This window comes from Asticcacaulis sp. SL142 (assembly GCF_026625745.1).
Lineage (GTDB): Bacteria > Pseudomonadota > Alphaproteobacteria > Caulobacterales > Caulobacteraceae > Asticcacaulis.
The window spans coordinates 446,623-463,177 of record NZ_CP113061.1 but is presented as its reverse complement, the minus strand read 5'-3'; the positions used below and the strand labels follow the sequence as shown (position 1 = coordinate 463,177).

At 54.1% G+C, this 16,555-nt stretch carries 15 protein-coding genes and 1 tRNA gene; 11 read left to right on the top strand and 5 right to left on the bottom strand.

Annotated elements, in window-relative coordinates:
- Nucleotides 1-66 precede the first annotated feature (66 nt).
- Nucleotides 67-1,425 carry a dicarboxylate/amino acid:cation symporter gene (locus OVA03_RS02050; protein WP_267526563.1) on the top strand — a complete coding sequence of 453 codons (1,359 nt, stop codon included), beginning with the start codon at nucleotides 67-69 and terminating at the stop codon, nucleotides 1,423-1,425.
- Here the strand turns inward: OVA03_RS02050 and OVA03_RS02045 are convergent.
- Together OVA03_RS02045 and OVA03_RS02040 are read right to left on the bottom strand one after the other, a co-directional pair.
- Entirely contained in the window at nucleotides 1,410-2,546 is a 1,137-nt protein-coding gene (locus OVA03_RS02045) for a saccharopine dehydrogenase family protein (RefSeq protein WP_267526562.1), read from the bottom strand. The genes OVA03_RS02050 and OVA03_RS02045 overlap by 16 nt on opposite strands.
- Nucleotides 2,546-3,157: a DUF4166 domain-containing protein gene (locus OVA03_RS02040; protein WP_267526561.1), complete on the bottom strand. Its 612-nt coding sequence runs from the start codon at nucleotides 3,155-3,157 to the stop codon at nucleotides 2,546-2,548. Before OVA03_RS02040 ends, OVA03_RS02045 begins: the two co-directional genes overlap by 1 nt.
- A gap of 139 nt (nucleotides 3,158-3,296) precedes the next feature.
- On the opposite strand from OVA03_RS02040, the gene OVA03_RS02035 reads away from it, so the two are divergent.
- Nucleotides 3,297-3,761 carry a DUF2269 family protein gene (locus tag OVA03_RS02035; RefSeq protein WP_267526560.1) on the top strand — a complete coding sequence of 155 codons (465 nt, stop codon included), beginning with the start codon at nucleotides 3,297-3,299 and terminating at the stop codon, nucleotides 3,759-3,761.
- Nucleotides 3,762-3,869: 108 nt separating this feature from the next.
- Here the strand turns inward: OVA03_RS02035 and OVA03_RS02030 are convergent.
- Nucleotides 3,870-3,954: transfer RNA gene (locus OVA03_RS02030), tRNA-Leu, on the bottom strand.
- Nucleotides 3,955-4,372: 418 nt separating this feature from the next.
- Here OVA03_RS02030 and OVA03_RS02025 point away from each other — a divergent pair.
- The 9 genes from OVA03_RS02025 to OVA03_RS01985 all read left to right on the top strand — a co-directional run bounded on the left by OVA03_RS02025 (nucleotide 4,373) and on the right by OVA03_RS01985 (nucleotide 15,616).
- Nucleotides 4,373-4,711 (top strand): P-II family nitrogen regulator, encoded by a 339-nt coding sequence (locus OVA03_RS02025; RefSeq protein WP_107872337.1) that lies wholly within the window; start codon nucleotides 4,373-4,375, stop codon nucleotides 4,709-4,711.
- A 41-nt stretch (nucleotides 4,712-4,752) separates the two neighbouring features.
- Entirely contained in the window at nucleotides 4,753-6,159 is a 1,407-nt protein-coding gene (gene glnA, locus OVA03_RS02020; RefSeq protein ID WP_267526559.1) for a type I glutamate--ammonia ligase, read from the top strand.
- Between the two features lie 294 nt (nucleotides 6,160-6,453).
- On the top strand, nucleotides 6,454-7,908 hold the full coding sequence (locus OVA03_RS02015) for an ammonium transporter (protein ID WP_267526558.1): 1,455 nt from the start codon (nucleotides 6,454-6,456) through the stop codon (nucleotides 7,906-7,908).
- Nucleotides 7,909-8,211: 303 nt separating this feature from the next.
- Nucleotides 8,212-8,847 carry a TorF family putative porin gene (locus OVA03_RS02010; protein WP_267526557.1) on the top strand — a complete coding sequence of 212 codons (636 nt, stop codon included), beginning with the start codon at nucleotides 8,212-8,214 and terminating at the stop codon, nucleotides 8,845-8,847.
- A gap of 338 nt (nucleotides 8,848-9,185) precedes the next feature.
- A complete protein-coding gene (locus tag OVA03_RS02005) occupies nucleotides 9,186-9,863 on the top strand; it encodes a TorF family putative porin (protein WP_267526556.1) in 678 nt (225 codons plus the stop codon).
- A 95-nt stretch (nucleotides 9,864-9,958) separates the two neighbouring features.
- Complete coding sequence (gene parE, locus OVA03_RS02000) at nucleotides 9,959-12,067, top strand: DNA topoisomerase IV subunit B (RefSeq protein ID WP_267526555.1); 2,109 nt, start codon at nucleotides 9,959-9,961, stop codon at nucleotides 12,065-12,067.
- Nucleotides 12,068-12,197: 130 nt separating this feature from the next.
- Nucleotides 12,198-13,634, top strand: coding sequence for a DEAD/DEAH box helicase (locus tag OVA03_RS01995; protein WP_267526554.1), 1,437 nt, complete (start codon nucleotides 12,198-12,200; stop codon nucleotides 13,632-13,634).
- A 101-nt stretch (nucleotides 13,635-13,735) separates the two neighbouring features.
- A complete protein-coding gene (locus OVA03_RS01990) occupies nucleotides 13,736-14,797 on the top strand; it encodes a GGDEF domain-containing protein (protein WP_267526553.1) in 1,062 nt (353 codons plus the stop codon).
- Nucleotides 14,798-14,872: 75 nt separating this feature from the next.
- Nucleotides 14,873-15,616: a lysophospholipid acyltransferase family protein gene (locus OVA03_RS01985; RefSeq protein WP_267526552.1), complete on the top strand. Its 744-nt coding sequence runs from the start codon at nucleotides 14,873-14,875 to the stop codon at nucleotides 15,614-15,616.
- An 87-nt stretch (nucleotides 15,617-15,703) separates the two neighbouring features.
- Here OVA03_RS01985 and OVA03_RS01980 read toward each other — a convergent pair whose 3' ends face one another.
- Both OVA03_RS01980 and OVA03_RS01975 read right to left on the bottom strand, forming a co-directional pair.
- A complete protein-coding gene (locus OVA03_RS01980; protein WP_267526551.1) occupies nucleotides 15,704-16,090 on the bottom strand; it encodes a HesB/IscA family protein in 387 nt (128 codons plus the stop codon).
- Nucleotides 16,091-16,150: 60 nt separating this feature from the next.
- A complete protein-coding gene (locus OVA03_RS01975) occupies nucleotides 16,151-16,552 on the bottom strand; it encodes an SUF system Fe-S cluster assembly protein (protein WP_267526550.1) in 402 nt (133 codons plus the stop codon).
- Nucleotides 16,553-16,555 lie beyond the last annotated feature (3 nt).

Sequence of the window (16,555 nt, the reverse complement as noted above, 5' to 3'; positions counted from 1 at the left end):
CGGTTGCCGCTCCGCAAGGGCTGTGTCACAGTTTACCCTGTTACAGCGGCGCAAAGGAGATGAGGCATGTTCCGATGGTGGTTTGGCATCCCTTTATGGGGCCGCGTCCTGATGGCTATGACTGCCGGTGTCGCCGTCGGTTACGGCCTGCAACATGCCCTGATAGCCTTTGGCATGCACATTGGCGTTGCCCCCGACGAAGCCAAGGCGGTCGCAGCCAACTGGATCAAGACCTACCTCGGCCCGTTCGGCGACCTGTTCGTCAGATTGTTGCGTATGCTGATTGTGCCTCTGGTGTTGACGACTCTGGTTGCCGGGATCGTAGCCCTGGGCGACCCCAGACGATTGGGGTCAATCGGTCTCAAAACCGTAGTTCTCTATTTTATAACGACCATATTCGCCAACATCATTGGCATTATTTTCGGCATCCTGTTCCAGCCGGGTCGGGATGTAAACCTGAGTGCCGCCGAAGCCAAACCGGTATCCACGGAGACGGCAAGTTTAAGTGAGCGCCTGTTGTCCATCGTGCCGCAAAACCCGGTTCAGGCACTGGTCGATGGCGATATTCTGGCCATCATCTTCTTTTCGATATTGCTCGGTATCGGCATCATCATGGCCGGTAAGTCCGCAAAAGTTTTAGGAGATGTCTTTACCGCCGCCTCCGAAGCCGTGCTCAAAGTTACGGAAATCGTGATGGAATTTGCCCCGCTCGGCGTCTTTGCTCTGGTGTCATACACGGTGGCCAGTCAGGGGCTTGATGCCCTGATGTCCATCGCTGTGCTGATCGGGTGCGTCTATGCTGGTCTGATCGTTCACATGGTGCTGGTATATGGCTGGATTATAAAGTTTTTGCTGCGCCTGCCCGTCAGGCGTTTCTTCACCGGCATATCCGATGCTCAGGCGGTCGCCTATTCGACCGCTTCCAGCAACGCCACCCTGCCCGTCACCATATCGAACCTGACCGAAAAGCTGGGGGTAAAGCCCGCCATCGCCGGGTCGGTTTTACCGTTGGGCGCCACCATCAATATGGACGGCACGGCTCTATATCTGGGCATACTGGCCCTGTTTGCCGCTCAGGTATTTGGATATGATCTGGGCCTTGCCGAATACGCTCTCATCGCCATGACGGCTGCGGTGGTATCGGTCGGCACGGCGGGCATTCCCTCAGCCTCATTGTTTTTACTGGCTATCGTGCTGCAAACTTTCGGTACAACACCTGAACAGGTGGCGCTGATCGTGGGCTTCATCCTGCCGGTTGACCGGATCATGGACATGGCCCGTACCACGGTCAACGTCACCGGTGATGCGGCTGTGGCAGTAGCGGTGGCGAAATGGGAAGGCGAACTGGATGAAGACATCTATTATGGCCGTAAAGCCTATGACGCACCACCCGAAGATCTCGATGACCTCTACCCTAAACGCTGAACACCATCGATCCAGACATAGGTTTCTATATTAAACCGGCTGAGTTCGACCAGATAGTCGTCAATATTGACCAGACCGACGCAGGCCTTTGCTCCCACCTCGATTGGCAAGGCGGCTCCATCCTCCTGCGCCAGCCACCGCGCCAGAATGATCGCCGGCACGCAGGGGATTTGCGGGCCATCGCCATTACGGGCAATGATAAACCAGCGCACCTCACGCATTTGCCCATCGGCATCAGTCCCGCGCAGGATAACGTGCATACCGCCATCGGCCGTACCCAGACCATTAAACAGGTCACTCATGCGCAACATCAATGCGGCATGACGCTCAAGCTTAAGCGGCAACCCGATCCGCACCAGCCAGCTTAAGCCCCACAGCCCCAGATGCAGCAAAGGATGCTCCAGCCCCGCTGAAAACCGGATAGACTTTATGCCATAAGCCTCCGGCAGCAGATCCAGATCCGGCACATCACAATTGGCCATCCAACGCACCCCAAGTTCAGGGTAGGTTTGCCGGTAAATATCCTGCCAGCCATATCGCGCACCCCACTGCCCCCGTGCGGGTTTTAGCTTTTTGCCGACATAACTCAGTATACCCTTCGTGGTCGCCAATCCCCGCTCGGCCTTCTGGCCCGGACTGATGCCGTACATCATTGTTTCTATCACAGCGAACTGGCTTCGGTAGCGCTCAACCACGGCCGACGACAGCCCCGGCACCGTGCTGGCCCCACTGATAACACAAAGATTTTCGGCCTTGGCCTGATCATCAAGGCGGGCAATGCCCGTGACAAACTCACGGCCATCGGCCAGATCGATATAGTGAATACCGGCAGCGATACAGGCGCGGGCGACATGGTAATCCTGCCCCTGGAACGGCCCGACCGTATTGACCACAATCTTTGGCGACAGATTTTTTAGCGCCTCAATCAGTCCATCGTCAATATTGACAAAAGCCGACCCCACCTCCGCATTAGGCACCATAGCCTTAAGCCGATCCGCTAGCGACTGCGCCTTAATCAGATCCCGTCCGGCGATAATCACTGGCACATTTGACCGGATCAGCGCCTCGGCAATCCGCTTACCGAAATTGCCGTATCCCCCAAGGATCAGAACCTTACCCATCAGCTTAAACGCATGTCCGTGACCGTGAATGTACCGCTATAGGCATAGATGCGGCCAAACCAAACGTGACGCAGATCCATATACATCTCAAACTGCGCGTCATCTATGGCCCGCTCTTCGGCATAGCCGCGGCCGATCAGCCATTCCAGCGGAAACGGCAATAACACCCCAAATACACGCACTTTGTAACCCCTATGGTGCATCGTCACCTTTTCACCATCAAAGCCATATCGCGCGTGCCAGCCTATGCCCGACGGCATCCATTCAATAATATCGCCTTCCCCCGCGGCCACCATGCGCGAGCGAAAATGATAGGGTTTACGCTCGGGAAATCTGAATTCCCGATCAAAGCGAAAGCCATCGCCATCAGGTTCGCTGCTGAAAATCACCGTCACCGGAATATTCTCGCCCGATTGCGGCACCAGGGCCTTGGTTAGCCGCATTAACGGCGACAGTGCTTTTGCCAGGGCCGACAACTCAACCTTCATAAGGCCATCAACCTGCACCTTGTCGTTACTGAACGGACGGTTGGCATAATGTGCTTTGAAAACCGGCGGCAAATGGGGCCACGCGCCTCCGAACACAGCTTCAAAAATAGGCTTATCGGTCACGCGGGTTCACCTTAATATCAATCGGACGCCTTCGGGATCAGGATCATCACGCACGTCCAGGCTTCCTCGCTATCGCAATCTGTTTGATATAGCGTATTAAACCTGCCATCTCCAGCCACTTGGCAGGTAAAGGAAAACCATGAGCTACGAGCTGATCAAATGGGTGCATATCTTAAGCTCGACCATACTGTTTGGCACAGGCATAGGCAGCGCCTTTTACATGTTCGTGGCGAATCGAAGCAAAGACACGCGTGATATTTATTTCGCGGTGCGTCATGTGGTCATTGCTGATTGGCTATTCACGACGCCTGCGGTGATCGTGCAGCTTTTGTCGGGATTATATATGGTTCACATGGCGGGCTACAGCCTGATGGATGTCTGGATATTGTGGGGGCTTTTACTCTACGTCTTCGCGGGCGCGTGCTGGGTGCCGGTGGTGTGGATGCAAATCAAGATGCGCGATATGGCCCGGATTGCCGTTGATACCGGCACGCCATTACCTGAGCATTATTGGAGATTAGATCGCTGGTGGATTACCCTGGGCAGCCTCGCCTTTCCGGCGATTGTCGTCGTATTCTGGCTGATGGTCTCTAAGCCGGTTTAGTTGGCCGAAGCGTAGCGACTAGCGACCAAGTGGGAGCGCAGGCTGCGCGCCGCCGAGCGGCCTTGCCGCTGAGCGCTATTAGAAGTCCATATTTATCGGAGAGAAATTTGGTGCGGTCGAGAGGACTCGAACCTCCACGCCTCTCGGCGCTGGAACCTAAACCCAGTGCGTCTACCAGTTCCGCCACGACCGCATTGGCACTGGCGATAGACGGATCAGATGCGCTTGACAAGGGCTTTGTTGCGACCGTTCACAACAAAGAGCCACAAAACCTTCGCAGAGACGGTGTAAAGCAACATCATTCGACGGAGTGTGCTCCGGGTATGGCCCGGATCGCAAAAATGATTTCAAAAGCAATCACTTCGCTCAATTTATATCATTTCAGAGGCGGTTTTCAGGTAGAAAACGCCTATTCTGACTTAAAATGATCGCCAAAGCGATTTTGCGTTTGAAATCTGTTGGCTTTGCATCTTATTGCCTTGCCACATCATTTCACGCAAAGTAATGAATTCTTTCAGTCATGTGAGCCGGACTTTTGTAAAACTTTCTTGCATTCTTGCGCAATGCAAACAAGTTACGCGATTGAACGGTCGCTCGTTTCAGGATTGCTCATGAAAAAGATCGAAGCTGTCATTAAGCCCTTTAAACTCGATGAAGTGAAGGAAGCCCTTCAGGAAATCGGGGTCCAAGGTATGACCGTGCTGGAAGCCAAGGGATACGGCCGCCAGAAGGGCCATTCCGAACTCTACCGGGGTGCGGAATATGTCGTTGATTTTCTGCCGAAGATCAAAATCGAACTTGTCGTGGCCGACGATCTGGCGCCCGCAGCCCTGGAAGCCATCCAGACCGCTGCCCGCACTGGCAAAATCGGTGATGGCAAAATTTTTGTAAGCGACATTATCGATGTCGTGCGCATTAGAACCGGAGAATCCGGCCCACAGGCCGTCTAATTTCTCTTCATTATTAAACTCAAGGTTTCGGGGCGTCTCAAATGACTGCAAATGAAATTCTAAACCTCATCAAGGAAAAGGACGTCAAATATGTTGACGTTCGCTTCACTGATGTCCGCGGCAAAATGCAACACGTCACTTTTGACATCGGTCTGGTCGACGAAGAGTTCCTCGAAGACGGCACCATGTTTGACGGTTCGTCCATCGCAGGCTGGAAGGCGATCAACGAGTCGGACATGAAGCTGCGTCCCGACCTGAAAACCGCCTACATCGATCCGTTCTATCAGCAGACCACCCTGTTCCTGTTCTGCGACGTTGTGAACCCTGACACCAACGAGCCCTACAACCGCGATCCGCGTTCGATGGCGAAAAAGGCTCTGGCCTATCTGGCATCGTCCGGCATTGGCGATATCGCCTTCTTCGGCCCGGAAGCTGAATTCTTCATCTTTGATGACGTGCGCTGGTCGATTTCGCCGGACAACACCGGCTATGCGTTCGATTCGACCGAACTGCCGCACAACTCGGCTAAGGTTTACCCAGAAGGCAATATGGGCCATCGCCCGGGTCCAAAGGGTGGCTACTTCCCGGTCAACCCTATCGACTCCTGCCAGGATCTGCGCGGCGAAATGCTGGCCGTGATGGAAGAACTCGGTATGGAAACCGAAAAGCACCACCACGAAGTGGCTCCGGCTCAGCACGAACTGGGCCTGAAGTTCTCGGACATGCTGACCATGGCTGACCGTCTGCAGCTCTATAAGTACGTCGTTCAAAACGTAGCCCATGCCTACGGCAAATCGGCCACCTTCATGGCCAAGCCGATGTTTGGTGACAACGGTTCGGGCATGCACGTTCACATGTCGATCTGGAAAGGCGGCAAGCCGTCGTTCGCGGGCGATAAGTATGCTGGCCTGTCGGACATGTGCCTGTGGTACATCGGCGGCATCATTAAGCACGCCAAAGCCATCAACGCTTTCGCCAACTCGACCACCAACTCTTACAAGCGTTTGGTTCCAGGCTACGAAGCGCCAGTTAAGCTGGCCTATTCGGCCCGCAACCGTTCGGCCTCGATCCGTATTCCATGGGTATCTTCGCCGAAGGGCAAACGCCTCGAAGCCCGCTTCCCCGATCCGATGGGCAACCCATACCTGACCTTCGTGGCTCTGCTTATGGCTGGTCTTGACGGCATTGAAAACCGTATCGATCCGGGCGCACCTGCCGATAAGAACCTGTACGACCTGCCACCTCAAGAGCAAAAACTGGTGCCGGAGGTTTGTGGTTCGCTGCGTGAAGCCCTCAACAGCCTCGACGCTGACCGCTCCTTCCTCAAAAAAGGCGGCGTGATGGATGACGATTTCATCGACTCCTACATTGAGCTTAAGATGGAAGAAGTGATGAACATGGAACTGCGTCCACACCCGGTCGAGTTTGAAATGTACTACAAGTGCTAAGATAAAGGTCGTAACCTTTTGAATTAGTTGAATAAGCCGCCCCAAAAGGGCGGCTTATTTTTTGCCGGAAAACGCGAAGTCATTTAATTTCAAATGATACATATTTAATTTCAAAAGATACCATTTCCAAAACATGCCTTTCCATACCAATTAGGCCCAAATTGACACATAAATGACGCAATTGCCCCACCCGTGTCCCTTTACGTATCTTTAACATAATAAAAACCCTTTGAGTTGAAGGCATAAGGCGGCACTGTTCGCCTGTGCAACATCCGCTTAACCAAGGGGGATACTTTGAAAACGTGGATTAAATTATCGAGAGCCGCAGCCTGCGCTGCCGCACTCATGCTGGCGGCACCCGTCGCTGGCACGGCTATGGCAGCGGCCCCCGTCGCTGCCGAAATGGCCTCTGAAGCAACAGAAACCATGTCTGAAGCGGCTTCGGCGGTCGAAGCTGCAGTCGCTCCTGAAGCTGAAGCGGCCCCCACCCTGTCTTCACATCAGGCGCCGCTGGAAATAAACGAAGCCGCTACGGCTTGGATCATTGTCGCCACGGCCCTTGTGCTGATGATGACGCTTCCGGGCCTAGCTCTCTTCTACGGTGGCATGGTTCGTAAGAAAAATGTCATCGCTACGGTAACCCAGTCGGTTGCCGTGACATGTGTTGTTGCGGTGCTTTGGTACGTTATCGGCTACAGCATATCTTTCGGCGTGCCTACAACGGACATCTTTGGCATTCCGGCCAAAACCGCCCACATGTTCATGGGTGGGTTTGATGTTCTCATGCTTAAGGGTGTGACGACCTCAACAGCCTATTCAGCAGCACCCTACCTGCCTGAAATGCTGTGGATCGCCTATCAGATGACGTTCGCCATTATTACACCGGCTCTGATAACCGGCGCTTTTGCTGAGCGTATTAAACTGTCTGGGCTCATTCTTTTTATGTCCCTGTGGACCGTCTTTGTTTACGCACCCATCTGTCACCAGGTCTGGGGCGGCGGCTACATGTTCGATATGGGCGTACTTGACTTTGCCGGTGGCGCAGTCGTTCACGTTAATTCCGGCGTGGCCGGTCTGGTCGCGGCCCTGTTCCTTGGCCGTCGTAAGGGCTATGGCACCGAAGAAATGCCCGCCAATAACCTAGTCTTCGTGATGATCGGCGCTTCTCTGCTGTTCGTCGGCTGGATAGGTTTCAACGCGGGTTCGGCGTGGGTAGCTGATGGCATAGCCTCGGCAGCGCTCCTCAACACCATGCTGGCCGCCTGTGCTTCAGGTCTGACCTGGAAGCTTGTTGAATGGACTATCCGCCGTAAGCCGTCTTTGCTGGGCATCTTGTCGGGCATTGTGGCCGGTCTTGTGGCTATCACTCCGGCGGCAGGCTTTGTAAACCCGACTGGTGCTCTGATTATCGGTCTTGCCGCTGGTCCATTCTGCTACATGTTCTCAGTATGGATCAAAAAGATGCTGGGCTACGACGACTCTCTCGACGCTTTCGGCATCCATGGTGCAGGTGGGGTTCTGGGAGCGATCCTGACGGGGCTTCTGGCTGATCCGGCTATCAATGCCCTCGGCGAGGGAGCGAATGTCATCACACAATTGAAAGGCCTCGGCTTTACTATTGCGTGGTCGGCCATCGGCACTCTGATCATCCTGATCATCTGTAAGTTCACGACCGGCCTGCGGGTTTCGGAAGCGGACGAAGAAGCGGGTCTCGACTCGTCACTGCACGACGAAGCCCTTCATCACTAAGCCTATCCACATCTGATTTCAGATGAGCTTATAAGGCGTCCGGTAACGGGCGCCTTATTTGCGTTTACAGCACTGACTTATTTATCACGTCACGCACCGCAACAACCCGTTAAAAAGTAGCAATCGAAACCAAATAATTGCATAATTGCCACATAGTGCGTGTTTAAACATACACACTCTTGGCAGGAACGGTTAATTCTGTATGGTCATATTGCAAAGTCACAAAAACTACATAAATGACGCAAAGCAGGAAACGCCCTCGGTAACGGGACTTATAAAAACAACCCATCTGAGGATATGGATATGAAAAAGATTTTGTTTGCTGCCGCCGCTTCGGCTGCGCTTCTGGCTTCGGGTTCGGCAATGGCCGAAGGCGAGTTCAGCTATAATGTTGCCGCCACCACCGACTATGTATGGCGCGGTGTTTCGCAAACCGACGAAAACCCAGCCATCTCTGGCGGCATCGACTACAGCAACGGCATCTTCTATGCTGGCACCTGGGCGTCTAACGTCGATTTTGGCTCGGACGCTGATTACGAACTGGACCTGTACTCTGGCGTGAAGCCAACGGTGGGTAACTTCTCCTTCGATCTAGGCGTCCTGTACTATGCCTACCCGCAGGAAGACGACATCAACTTCACTGAAGTTAAGGCCGCCGTCAGCTACCCGCTGGGTAAGGGTTCGATCGGCGCTGCCGCTTACCTGAACACCGACGATGATTTCGAAGACTACTTCGAAGTTAACGGCGCTTACCCGCTGACCGACAAGATCAGCGTTTCGGGCGCTTACGGCGACTACGGCAACTATAATACCTGGAACCTCGGCGGTAGCTACGCCCTGACAGACATTCTGTCGGTTGACCTGCGTTATCATGACACCGACGTCGACACCCCGATCTCGGACGAGCGCGTTGCCCTGACCCTTAAGGCCGCTTTCTAATCAAGCGCCCTTAATCAGGTAATTTTTAAGAAGACAGCTCCATTTCGGGGCGGTCTTTTTTATTTACCTTTGCTCTGCTTACACTACGGGAACGGCATAGCAAAATCCCTTATCTCATAATGTTTATAGCTAACAATCTCCCGCAAACCTGCCCGTTAACATTGCGTTGCAAAATTGCACCAAGCCGTGGCAAACAATGATCATCAGGATCGCTGGCACTAGGCTTGCGACAAAAAAATGTTACATTCGCTAAGGTTTTCTAACACTAACTACGTAACCGCGCGTGCTTTCTGACGACCTCCTTGGAAAACGCGTTAACAACACAACAGGATTAAAAAATGAAAAAGTCCCTCCTCGCCGCTGCTACCGCTATGGGTCTGGTAATCGCCGGTGGCACGATGGCCGAAGGTGCCCTCAGCTACAACATTGCGGTCACCAATGACTACGTATGGCGCGGCGTTTCGCAAACCGGTCGTCAAGAAGCAGTTCAAGGCGGCATCGATTATGCCAACGGCATTTTCTACGCAGGCGCCTGGGCGTCGAACGTAGATTTCGGCGACGACGAAACCGATCTTGAAGTTGACGTCTACGCTGGCGTAAAGCCGACCTATAAGGACTTTTCGTTTGATTTCGGCGGCGTCTACTACGGCTACCCCAACCAGCCCGATGACACCAACCTGTCGTTCGGTGAGCTGAAGGCCGCTGTCAGCCACCCGATCGGCGCGGGTGCCATCGGCGCGGCCGCCTACTATTCGATGGATTTCGGTGGCGCAGGTGAGTCGCTCTACTCGGAACTGAATGCCTCTTATCCGATCACGGAAAAGCTGTCGGTTTCCGGCGCTATGGGCAAGCAATATATCGAGGACGGCAATGACTACACCGCTTGGAACCTTGGCGCAGGCTATGCCCTGACCGAAGCTCTGTCGGTTGACGTCCGTTACTGGGACACCGGCGACCACGACCTTGGTTCAAACTACAAGGACCGTGTTGCCGTAACGCTTAAGGCCGCTTTCTAAGCCCACGCCTTATGTGCTAAGTTTAAAGGCCGCAAGCCCACAGGGTTTGCGGCCTTTTTCTTTCTAATATCCCGAATCACAGCAATATAGGGTTTATGTCCACATCTGTACCCCAGCCGAATCTATTCGATAACGGAGCCGCACCCGCGTCACAGGATGCTGCCCAGCCTCAACCTGCCGCTAATCCGGCCTTAAGTCCGGCCAATGACGCGCCGCCTGAAAAAGCGGTTAAAGCCAAAGCCCCCGCCACGTCCCAACCCGACGCCATGACGGCCGAAGGCTATGGTGCCAATGCTATCGAAGTACTGGAAGGGCTGGAACCTGTCCGCAAACGCCCCGGTATGTATATCGGCGGGACCGATGAAAAAGCGATGCACCATCTGTTCGCCGAAGTCCTTGATAACTCTATGGATGAAGCCGTGGCGGGTCACGCCAAGGCGATCTGGGTGGAACTTGATGCGGACGGCTATCTGAGTGTGCGTGATGATGGTCGCGGCATCCCCGTCGACCCGCACCCCAAATATCCCGGCAAATCGGCCCTCGAAGTCGTTATGACGGTTCTGCACTCCGGCGGAAAATTTTCGGGCAAGGCCTATGAAACCTCCGGCGGTCTGCACGGGGTCGGGGTATCGGTGGTGAACGCCCTGTCAGAGCGTCTGGAAGTCACTGTCTGGCGCGACGGTTATGAGTGGCAGCAGGTGTTCTCCAGAGGCTTGCCCCAAGGGCCAATTGCCCAATTGGGCCCCTCGAAAAAACGCGGCACACGCGAACGCTTTATTCCTGATCCGGAGATCTTTGGCGAAAACGCCCACTTCCGACCTGCACGTCTATACCGCATGGCCAAGGCCAAGGCCTATCTGTTCCGCGGCGTCCAGATTTACTGGAAATGCGCACCGTCCCTGATCCACGATACGACGCCCGCTGAAGACAAGTTTTACTTCCCGAACGGCTTGGCCGATTACCTGGCTGAGCGGGTGGTCGATACCGAAACGGTCAGCGAAATCTTTTCGGGCCGCGTCGAGCGTAAAGGCGAAGGCGGAGCCGTCGAATGGGCTGTGGTCTGGTCCGCCGCAGGGTTTGGCGAGCATGACGGCTTTGCCCAGTCTTACTGTAACACCATCCCCACACCCGATGGCGGCACCCACGAAGCGGGCTTAAGAGCCGCCCTCACCCGCTCCCTGAAATCCTATGCCGAAATGACCGGCGATAAGCGCGGCGCTATCGTCACCGCCGAAGATGTCGCGGCTCAGGCCGGCATCGTCATTTCCGTATTTATCAAGAATCCGGAATTTCAGGGCCAGACCAAGGATCGCCTGTCCTCATCCGAAGCCCAAAAACTGGTGGAAAAGGCTCTGGCCGATCCGTTCGACCACTGGCTGACCTCATCGCCTAAGCAGGCCGACAAGCTGCTGCAATTCATCGTCGAACGCGCCGAGGAACGCCTCAAAAAGCGCAAAGACAAGGAAGTCCAGCGCGCCTCAGCGACCCGTAAGCTGCGCCTGCCCGGTAAGCTTGCCGACTGTGCCCGCCAGGACGCTAAGGACACTGAACTGTTTCTGGTCGAAGGGGATTCGGCTGGCGGTTCAGCTAAACAAGCGCGTAACCGTAATACTCAGGCCATTCTGCCGCTGCGTGGTAAAATCCTCAACGTGGCCTCGGCCACCGGCGATAAGGCTAAGGCCAATCAGGAACTGTCTGATCTGGGGCTGGCGTTGGGCGTACAACCCGGTGCGCGCTTTAAGGAAGAAGACCTGCGCTATGAACGCATCGTCATAATGACCGATGCCGACGTCGACGGCGCCCATATCGCGTCCCTGCTGATCACCTACTTCTACCGGACCATGCCCGCCATGATCCGCAACGGAAACCTGTTCCTGGCCATGCCGCCACTCTACCGCATCAGCCATGGTTCCAAGACCGTGTATGCGCGTGATGACGCCCATCGCACTGAGATTCTCGAAAAAGAATTCAAGGGCAAGAAACCTGAAATCGGCCGATTTAAGGGTCTGGGTGAAATGATGCCGGCTCAGCTCAAAGAAACCACCATGGACCCCAAAACCCGCACCCTGGCGCGGGTGGTTCTGCCTGAGAGCGAGGATGCGGTCGAAAGTCTGGTCGAGACCCTGATGGGCCGCAAACCTGAATTGCGCTTTCGCTATATTCAGGAAAATGCAGAGTTCGTCAGCGAGGATCTTGACGTTTAAGCGGTCTGAATTTGCTCGCAAAGCTTTAAACTTCAAAGAAACCGGCTTTTTCACAGAATAGCTGTTACACCAAACGGCTATTCTGTGTATAAGGCCGGTTTATCGCGTACGCCCCCGGTTAAAGAGTTTCATGACAAAGTTCACCGATCTTGGATTAAGCCCCGAAGTTTTAAAGGCCATAGCTGAGACCGGCTATGACACGCCGACGGCTATTCAGGAACAGGCGATCCCCGTAGCCCTGACCGGCCTTGATGTCCTTGGCATTGCGCAAACCGGAACGGGTAAGACCGCCGCCTTCACTCTGCCCATGATCGAACGACTGGCCGCGGGCCGGTCGCGCGCCCGTATGCCACGCGCCATCGTTCTGGCCCCTACCCGCGAACTGGCCGATCAGGTATCCGAAGCTTTTGAAAAATATGCCAAGTATCATAAACTTAACTGGGCGCTGCTGATTGGCGGCGTGTCGATGGCCGATCAGGTGTCTAAGCTTGATAAGGGCGTGGACGTTCTGATTGCTACACCGGGCCGTTTGCTCGATCTGTTTGAGCGCTCAAAAGTCATGCTCAATGGTGTGCAAATCATGGTGGTTGACGAAGCTGACCGGATGCTGGACATGGGCTTCATTCCTGACATTGAGCGTATTTTTAAGCTCACCCCGCCAACGCGCCAGACCCTGTTCTTTTCGGCGACTATGGCCCCGGAAATCACTCGTATCACTCAGGCTTTCTTGAAAAACCCTGTCCGTATCGAGGTCTCGCGCCCAGCAACCACGGCTGAAAATATCCGCCAGTTTGTGTACCGTGTCCCCGGCAACAATGCCCTGAATGCAGCCAAGGCCAAGCGCATCGCGTTGCGCGCTATTATTTCAACACTGGAAATCAAGAACGGTATCGTGTTCTGCAACCGCAAAACCGACGTTGACATCGTAGCCAAATCCTTATCGGTTCACGGCTTTAACGCAGCCCCAATACACGGCGACCTTGACCAAGCCCTGCGTATGAAGACGCTTGATTCCTTCCGCAAAGGCGATTTGACCTTGCTGGTAGCGTCCGATGTGGCCGCGCGCGGGCTTGATATTCCTGATGTCGGTCATGTGTTTAACTTTGATGTGCCCCATCATGCCGACGATTATGTTCACCGCATTGGTCGTACCGGTCGCGCAGGCCGCTCCGGGGAAGCCTACCTTCTGCTCTCCGGCGCCGATGAGAAGAACTACGATAAAGTTCTGAAACTCACCAAAAAAGAGCCGGAAACGCTTTCACTTGAGGTAGATTTCAGCGCACTATCTGAGGACGATACCCGACAATCCAGTCGTGACCGTAAACCGCGTCGCGGCGAAAAGGAAAAACCTGCCAAAGCGGCCCTCAAAGCCGCGCCTGTGGCGGAATCTCCGCCTGTGGACAATGACAGCGTACTTGTTAGTATCGAAGACGCGCCCAAGCGTTCAAGACGCCGCTCTAAGACCGAGAAACCCGCTGATACGCTCGAGCCTGTGACTCAAGTCGAAGCCGAGAACTACGGTTGGCACGTACCGGCCTTTCTGTTACGCAGCGTCAATCAGAAATAATAAAAATTTAGAAAAATTCTCAATCGCGTTAACCGCCTGTCAGAGAAGTTGGGCTAAAGTCGCTCCTGTCACATAGAATCAGGTGACGCAAGGAAGACCAAATGAACAACGACATAGAAGTAAGTGTCCGTGGTCCAAACTCATACGCCTTAGCGCAGGACGCGCTGAAGCTTATGGAAGAACATGGTGTGTGGCCGACGCCACTCAACTATGAAATCTGGCTCTATGTTGCCGGTGACCCGCAGTGCGCTTTGGCTCAGGAAGTCCTGAGACTGGTTGCCAGCGGTGAGAAAATTACTGAAGAAATCAGCGACAGTCTGGCCTCCAAGTTCATCGCACGCCTGAAACTCAATGATGAAGTTCGTGATGCGGGCTTGAAATTGTCCAAGGAACTGCACACCATCACCGAAGTGATCAGTGATGTGCAATCCACTCAACTAAGCTATTCGACCACCCTTGAAAGCGCGCGTAAGTCATTGACGCTAGCCGATACCGGAGTGTTGAAAAATCTGGTCGACAATTTATCGGCGGCAACTAATGTGGTACTTGACCACCACCAATCTCTGCAAAGTCGCTTGAGCGATTCATCCCGCGAAATCAACCGCCTGCGTAAACACCTTGATCAGGTGCGTATGGAGGCGATGACAGATGCCCTGACCAATCTGGCCAACCGTAAAGCCTTTGATGAACAACTCGACAAGCAGTGCGAGAGCGATGATATTTCAAAGCCGATGACCCTGGCGGTCATTGATATCGACCATTTCAAGCGTTTTAATGATACATGGGGCCATCAAACTGGCGATCAGGTTCTGCGCTATGTCGCCAGCGTTCTGGCGCGTATTGGACGTCCGCCAGCCCTTGCTGCGCGCTATGGTGGCGAAGAATTCGGGATGCTGTTTCCAGGTCAGACGGCTTTGGAAACCTCCCGAATCCTAGATGAAGCACGCCAGGAAATTTCTACCCGCGTGCTTAAACGCCGCTCGACCAACGAAGATTTAGGTACCGTGTCGATATCGATCGGCATCGCGCAACGTGAATATGGCGAAGATCCGTTCGATCTGATGGATCGTGCCGATAAGGCGCTTTATATGTCCAAAAACAATGGTCGCAACATGGTGACCATCGCTGACGCCACTCAGGTCAAGGATTTTAATGTCGCCTGACGTTCGTTAAGGGACGCTCGCAAAACGGGTCAAAGTCCTGTACCTCTTTGCGGATTATGTCTCTAAGGCTTGACCATGCGCAGTTTCCTGTTCGCAGCCGCCTACTGGCTGTTTTCACTATTCTACAGCCTGCTGGCGCTGGTTTTTACTATTTTACCCGGTCGACGCCCGGTGCTTTGGGTTATTCAGCGCTATACACGCCGTATGGTCTGGGCGATGGAGCACCTGGCCGGTATCCGGCTTGAGGTCAGAGGCCGCGAGCATATACCGTCACAGCCCGTCATCTTTGCCGCCAAGCATCAATCATGGGGCGATGGCTATTGCATCTATTCCCAATTTAACGATCTGGCATTTGTGACCGGCGATCACCTCGAAAAATTTCCGTTCATGTCGACCATTCTGCGTAAGCTGGGGGCGATTGTCGTCAATAATTGCGGTGGCATCGAAGCCCGCAAGGCGCTGGCCGACCGTTCACAAAAAGCCAATGATGATGGCCGTCATATACTGATATACCCGGAAGGCCATTTGTCCGCCCCCGGCACCTATCACCGCTATCGCTCAGGCGTATGGCACATGTACCGGAATTTCAATCGACCGGTTGTGCCGGTGGCGACCAATCTGGGGCTATTCTGGCAGGAAGAACGCTACGAGAAATCACCGGGAACCACCGTGCTGCAGTTTATGGAACCGGTCCCAACCGGCCTTGATAAGGCGGAGTTTATGGCGCGTCTGCAGCAAGTGATTGAGACCCAGACCCAAACCCTGATCAGCGAAGCCACCGACAACCCGTATCAACCATCTAAACTAGTTCCTGATTAAAACCACTTGGGAAACAATAGGTTTTGAGACTTTGTTAAGGCTGGAAAACGATTGGCGTTCAGACGGCCGTTAATAGGCACCTAACCGCTAATCCGCCTTTACAGGCGTGATTGTCACACTCTCACCACACCCGCAGGCATCGGTTTCATTCGGGTTATTAAACACGAATTTCGAGGACAATTTCGTCGTCTCATAATCAATGACTGTACCGACCAGATAAAGCACGGCTTTAGGCTCGATCAAAATAGTAACGTCCTTATCGGTCACAACCTCATCCAACGGATCAGCCGCTTCGGCATAGCTTAAAACATATTCCTGCCCTGCACAGCCGCCCGCCTTAACCCCTACACGCAGGCCCGCGTAAGGCTTATCGGCTTTCGCCATAATCGCCTTGACTTGCTTCGCCGCCGCGTCCGTCAGACTGACGATCGCGGGTCTTGGGCGGCGGGGATGAAAAGAAACAGCGGTTTCCATGACTTAACTTTCTGTAGCGTAAGGGGGCACATGGGGGAAAAACGGTTTTCCCCCATGACATCAAAACACATTAAGCTGAAGCTTGGCTTCGTCGCTCATTTTCGATGAATCCCACGGCGGCTCAAAGATCAGATTAACATTGACACTGTTAACGCCTTGCACGCCCATGACGGCCTGCTCGACCCAGCCCGGCATCTCACCGGCCACAGGGCAACCAGGCGCCGTCAGGGTCATGTCCACGGCCACATCGCGGTCATCGGACACATCGACGCGGTAGATTAGCCCCAACTCATAAATATCAACCGGAATTTCCGGATCATAAACGCTTTTGAAAGCCGCAATAAGATCTTCGGTCAGGCGCGACAGTTCGTCCTCAGACAAACCGGACGGGGACTCGCGCGCGAACAGTTCCGCCTGCGGATGCTCCGGTTCCTCATGAAGATTGATGATGTGGTCGTTCATATA

What these genes read in the sequence shown, in the direction of transcription:
- OVA03_RS02050 (WP_267526563.1), top strand. Translation starts at nt 67, where the DNA reads ATGTTCCGATGGTGGTTTGGCATCCCTTTATGGGGCCGCGTCCTGATG.
- OVA03_RS02045 (WP_267526562.1), bottom strand. Translation starts at nt 2,546, where the DNA reads ATGGGTAAGGTTCTGATCCTTGGGGGATACGGCAATTTCGGTAAGCGG.
- OVA03_RS02035 (WP_267526560.1), top strand. Translation starts at nt 3,297, where the DNA reads ATGAGCTACGAGCTGATCAAATGGGTGCATATCTTAAGCTCGACCATA.
- OVA03_RS02025 (WP_107872337.1), top strand. Translation starts at nt 4,373, where the DNA reads ATGAAAAAGATCGAAGCTGTCATTAAGCCCTTTAAACTCGATGAAGTG.
- glnA (WP_267526559.1), top strand. Translation starts at nt 4,753, where the DNA reads ATGACTGCAAATGAAATTCTAAACCTCATCAAGGAAAAGGACGTCAAA.
- OVA03_RS02010 (WP_267526557.1), top strand. Translation starts at nt 8,212, where the DNA reads ATGAAAAAGATTTTGTTTGCTGCCGCCGCTTCGGCTGCGCTTCTGGCT.
- OVA03_RS02005 (WP_267526556.1), top strand. Translation starts at nt 9,186, where the DNA reads ATGAAAAAGTCCCTCCTCGCCGCTGCTACCGCTATGGGTCTGGTAATC.
- parE (WP_267526555.1), top strand. Translation starts at nt 9,959, where the DNA reads ATGTCCACATCTGTACCCCAGCCGAATCTATTCGATAACGGAGCCGCA.
- OVA03_RS01995 (WP_267526554.1), top strand. Translation starts at nt 12,198, where the DNA reads ATGACAAAGTTCACCGATCTTGGATTAAGCCCCGAAGTTTTAAAGGCC.
- OVA03_RS01990 (WP_267526553.1), top strand. Translation starts at nt 13,736, where the DNA reads ATGAACAACGACATAGAAGTAAGTGTCCGTGGTCCAAACTCATACGCC.
- OVA03_RS01985 (WP_267526552.1), top strand. Translation starts at nt 14,873, where the DNA reads ATGCGCAGTTTCCTGTTCGCAGCCGCCTACTGGCTGTTTTCACTATTC.
- OVA03_RS01980 (WP_267526551.1), bottom strand. Translation starts at nt 16,090, where the DNA reads ATGGAAACCGCTGTTTCTTTTCATCCCCGCCGCCCAAGACCCGCGATC.
- OVA03_RS01975 (WP_267526550.1), bottom strand. Translation starts at nt 16,552, where the DNA reads ATGAACGACCACATCATCAATCTTCATGAGGAACCGGAGCATCCGCAG.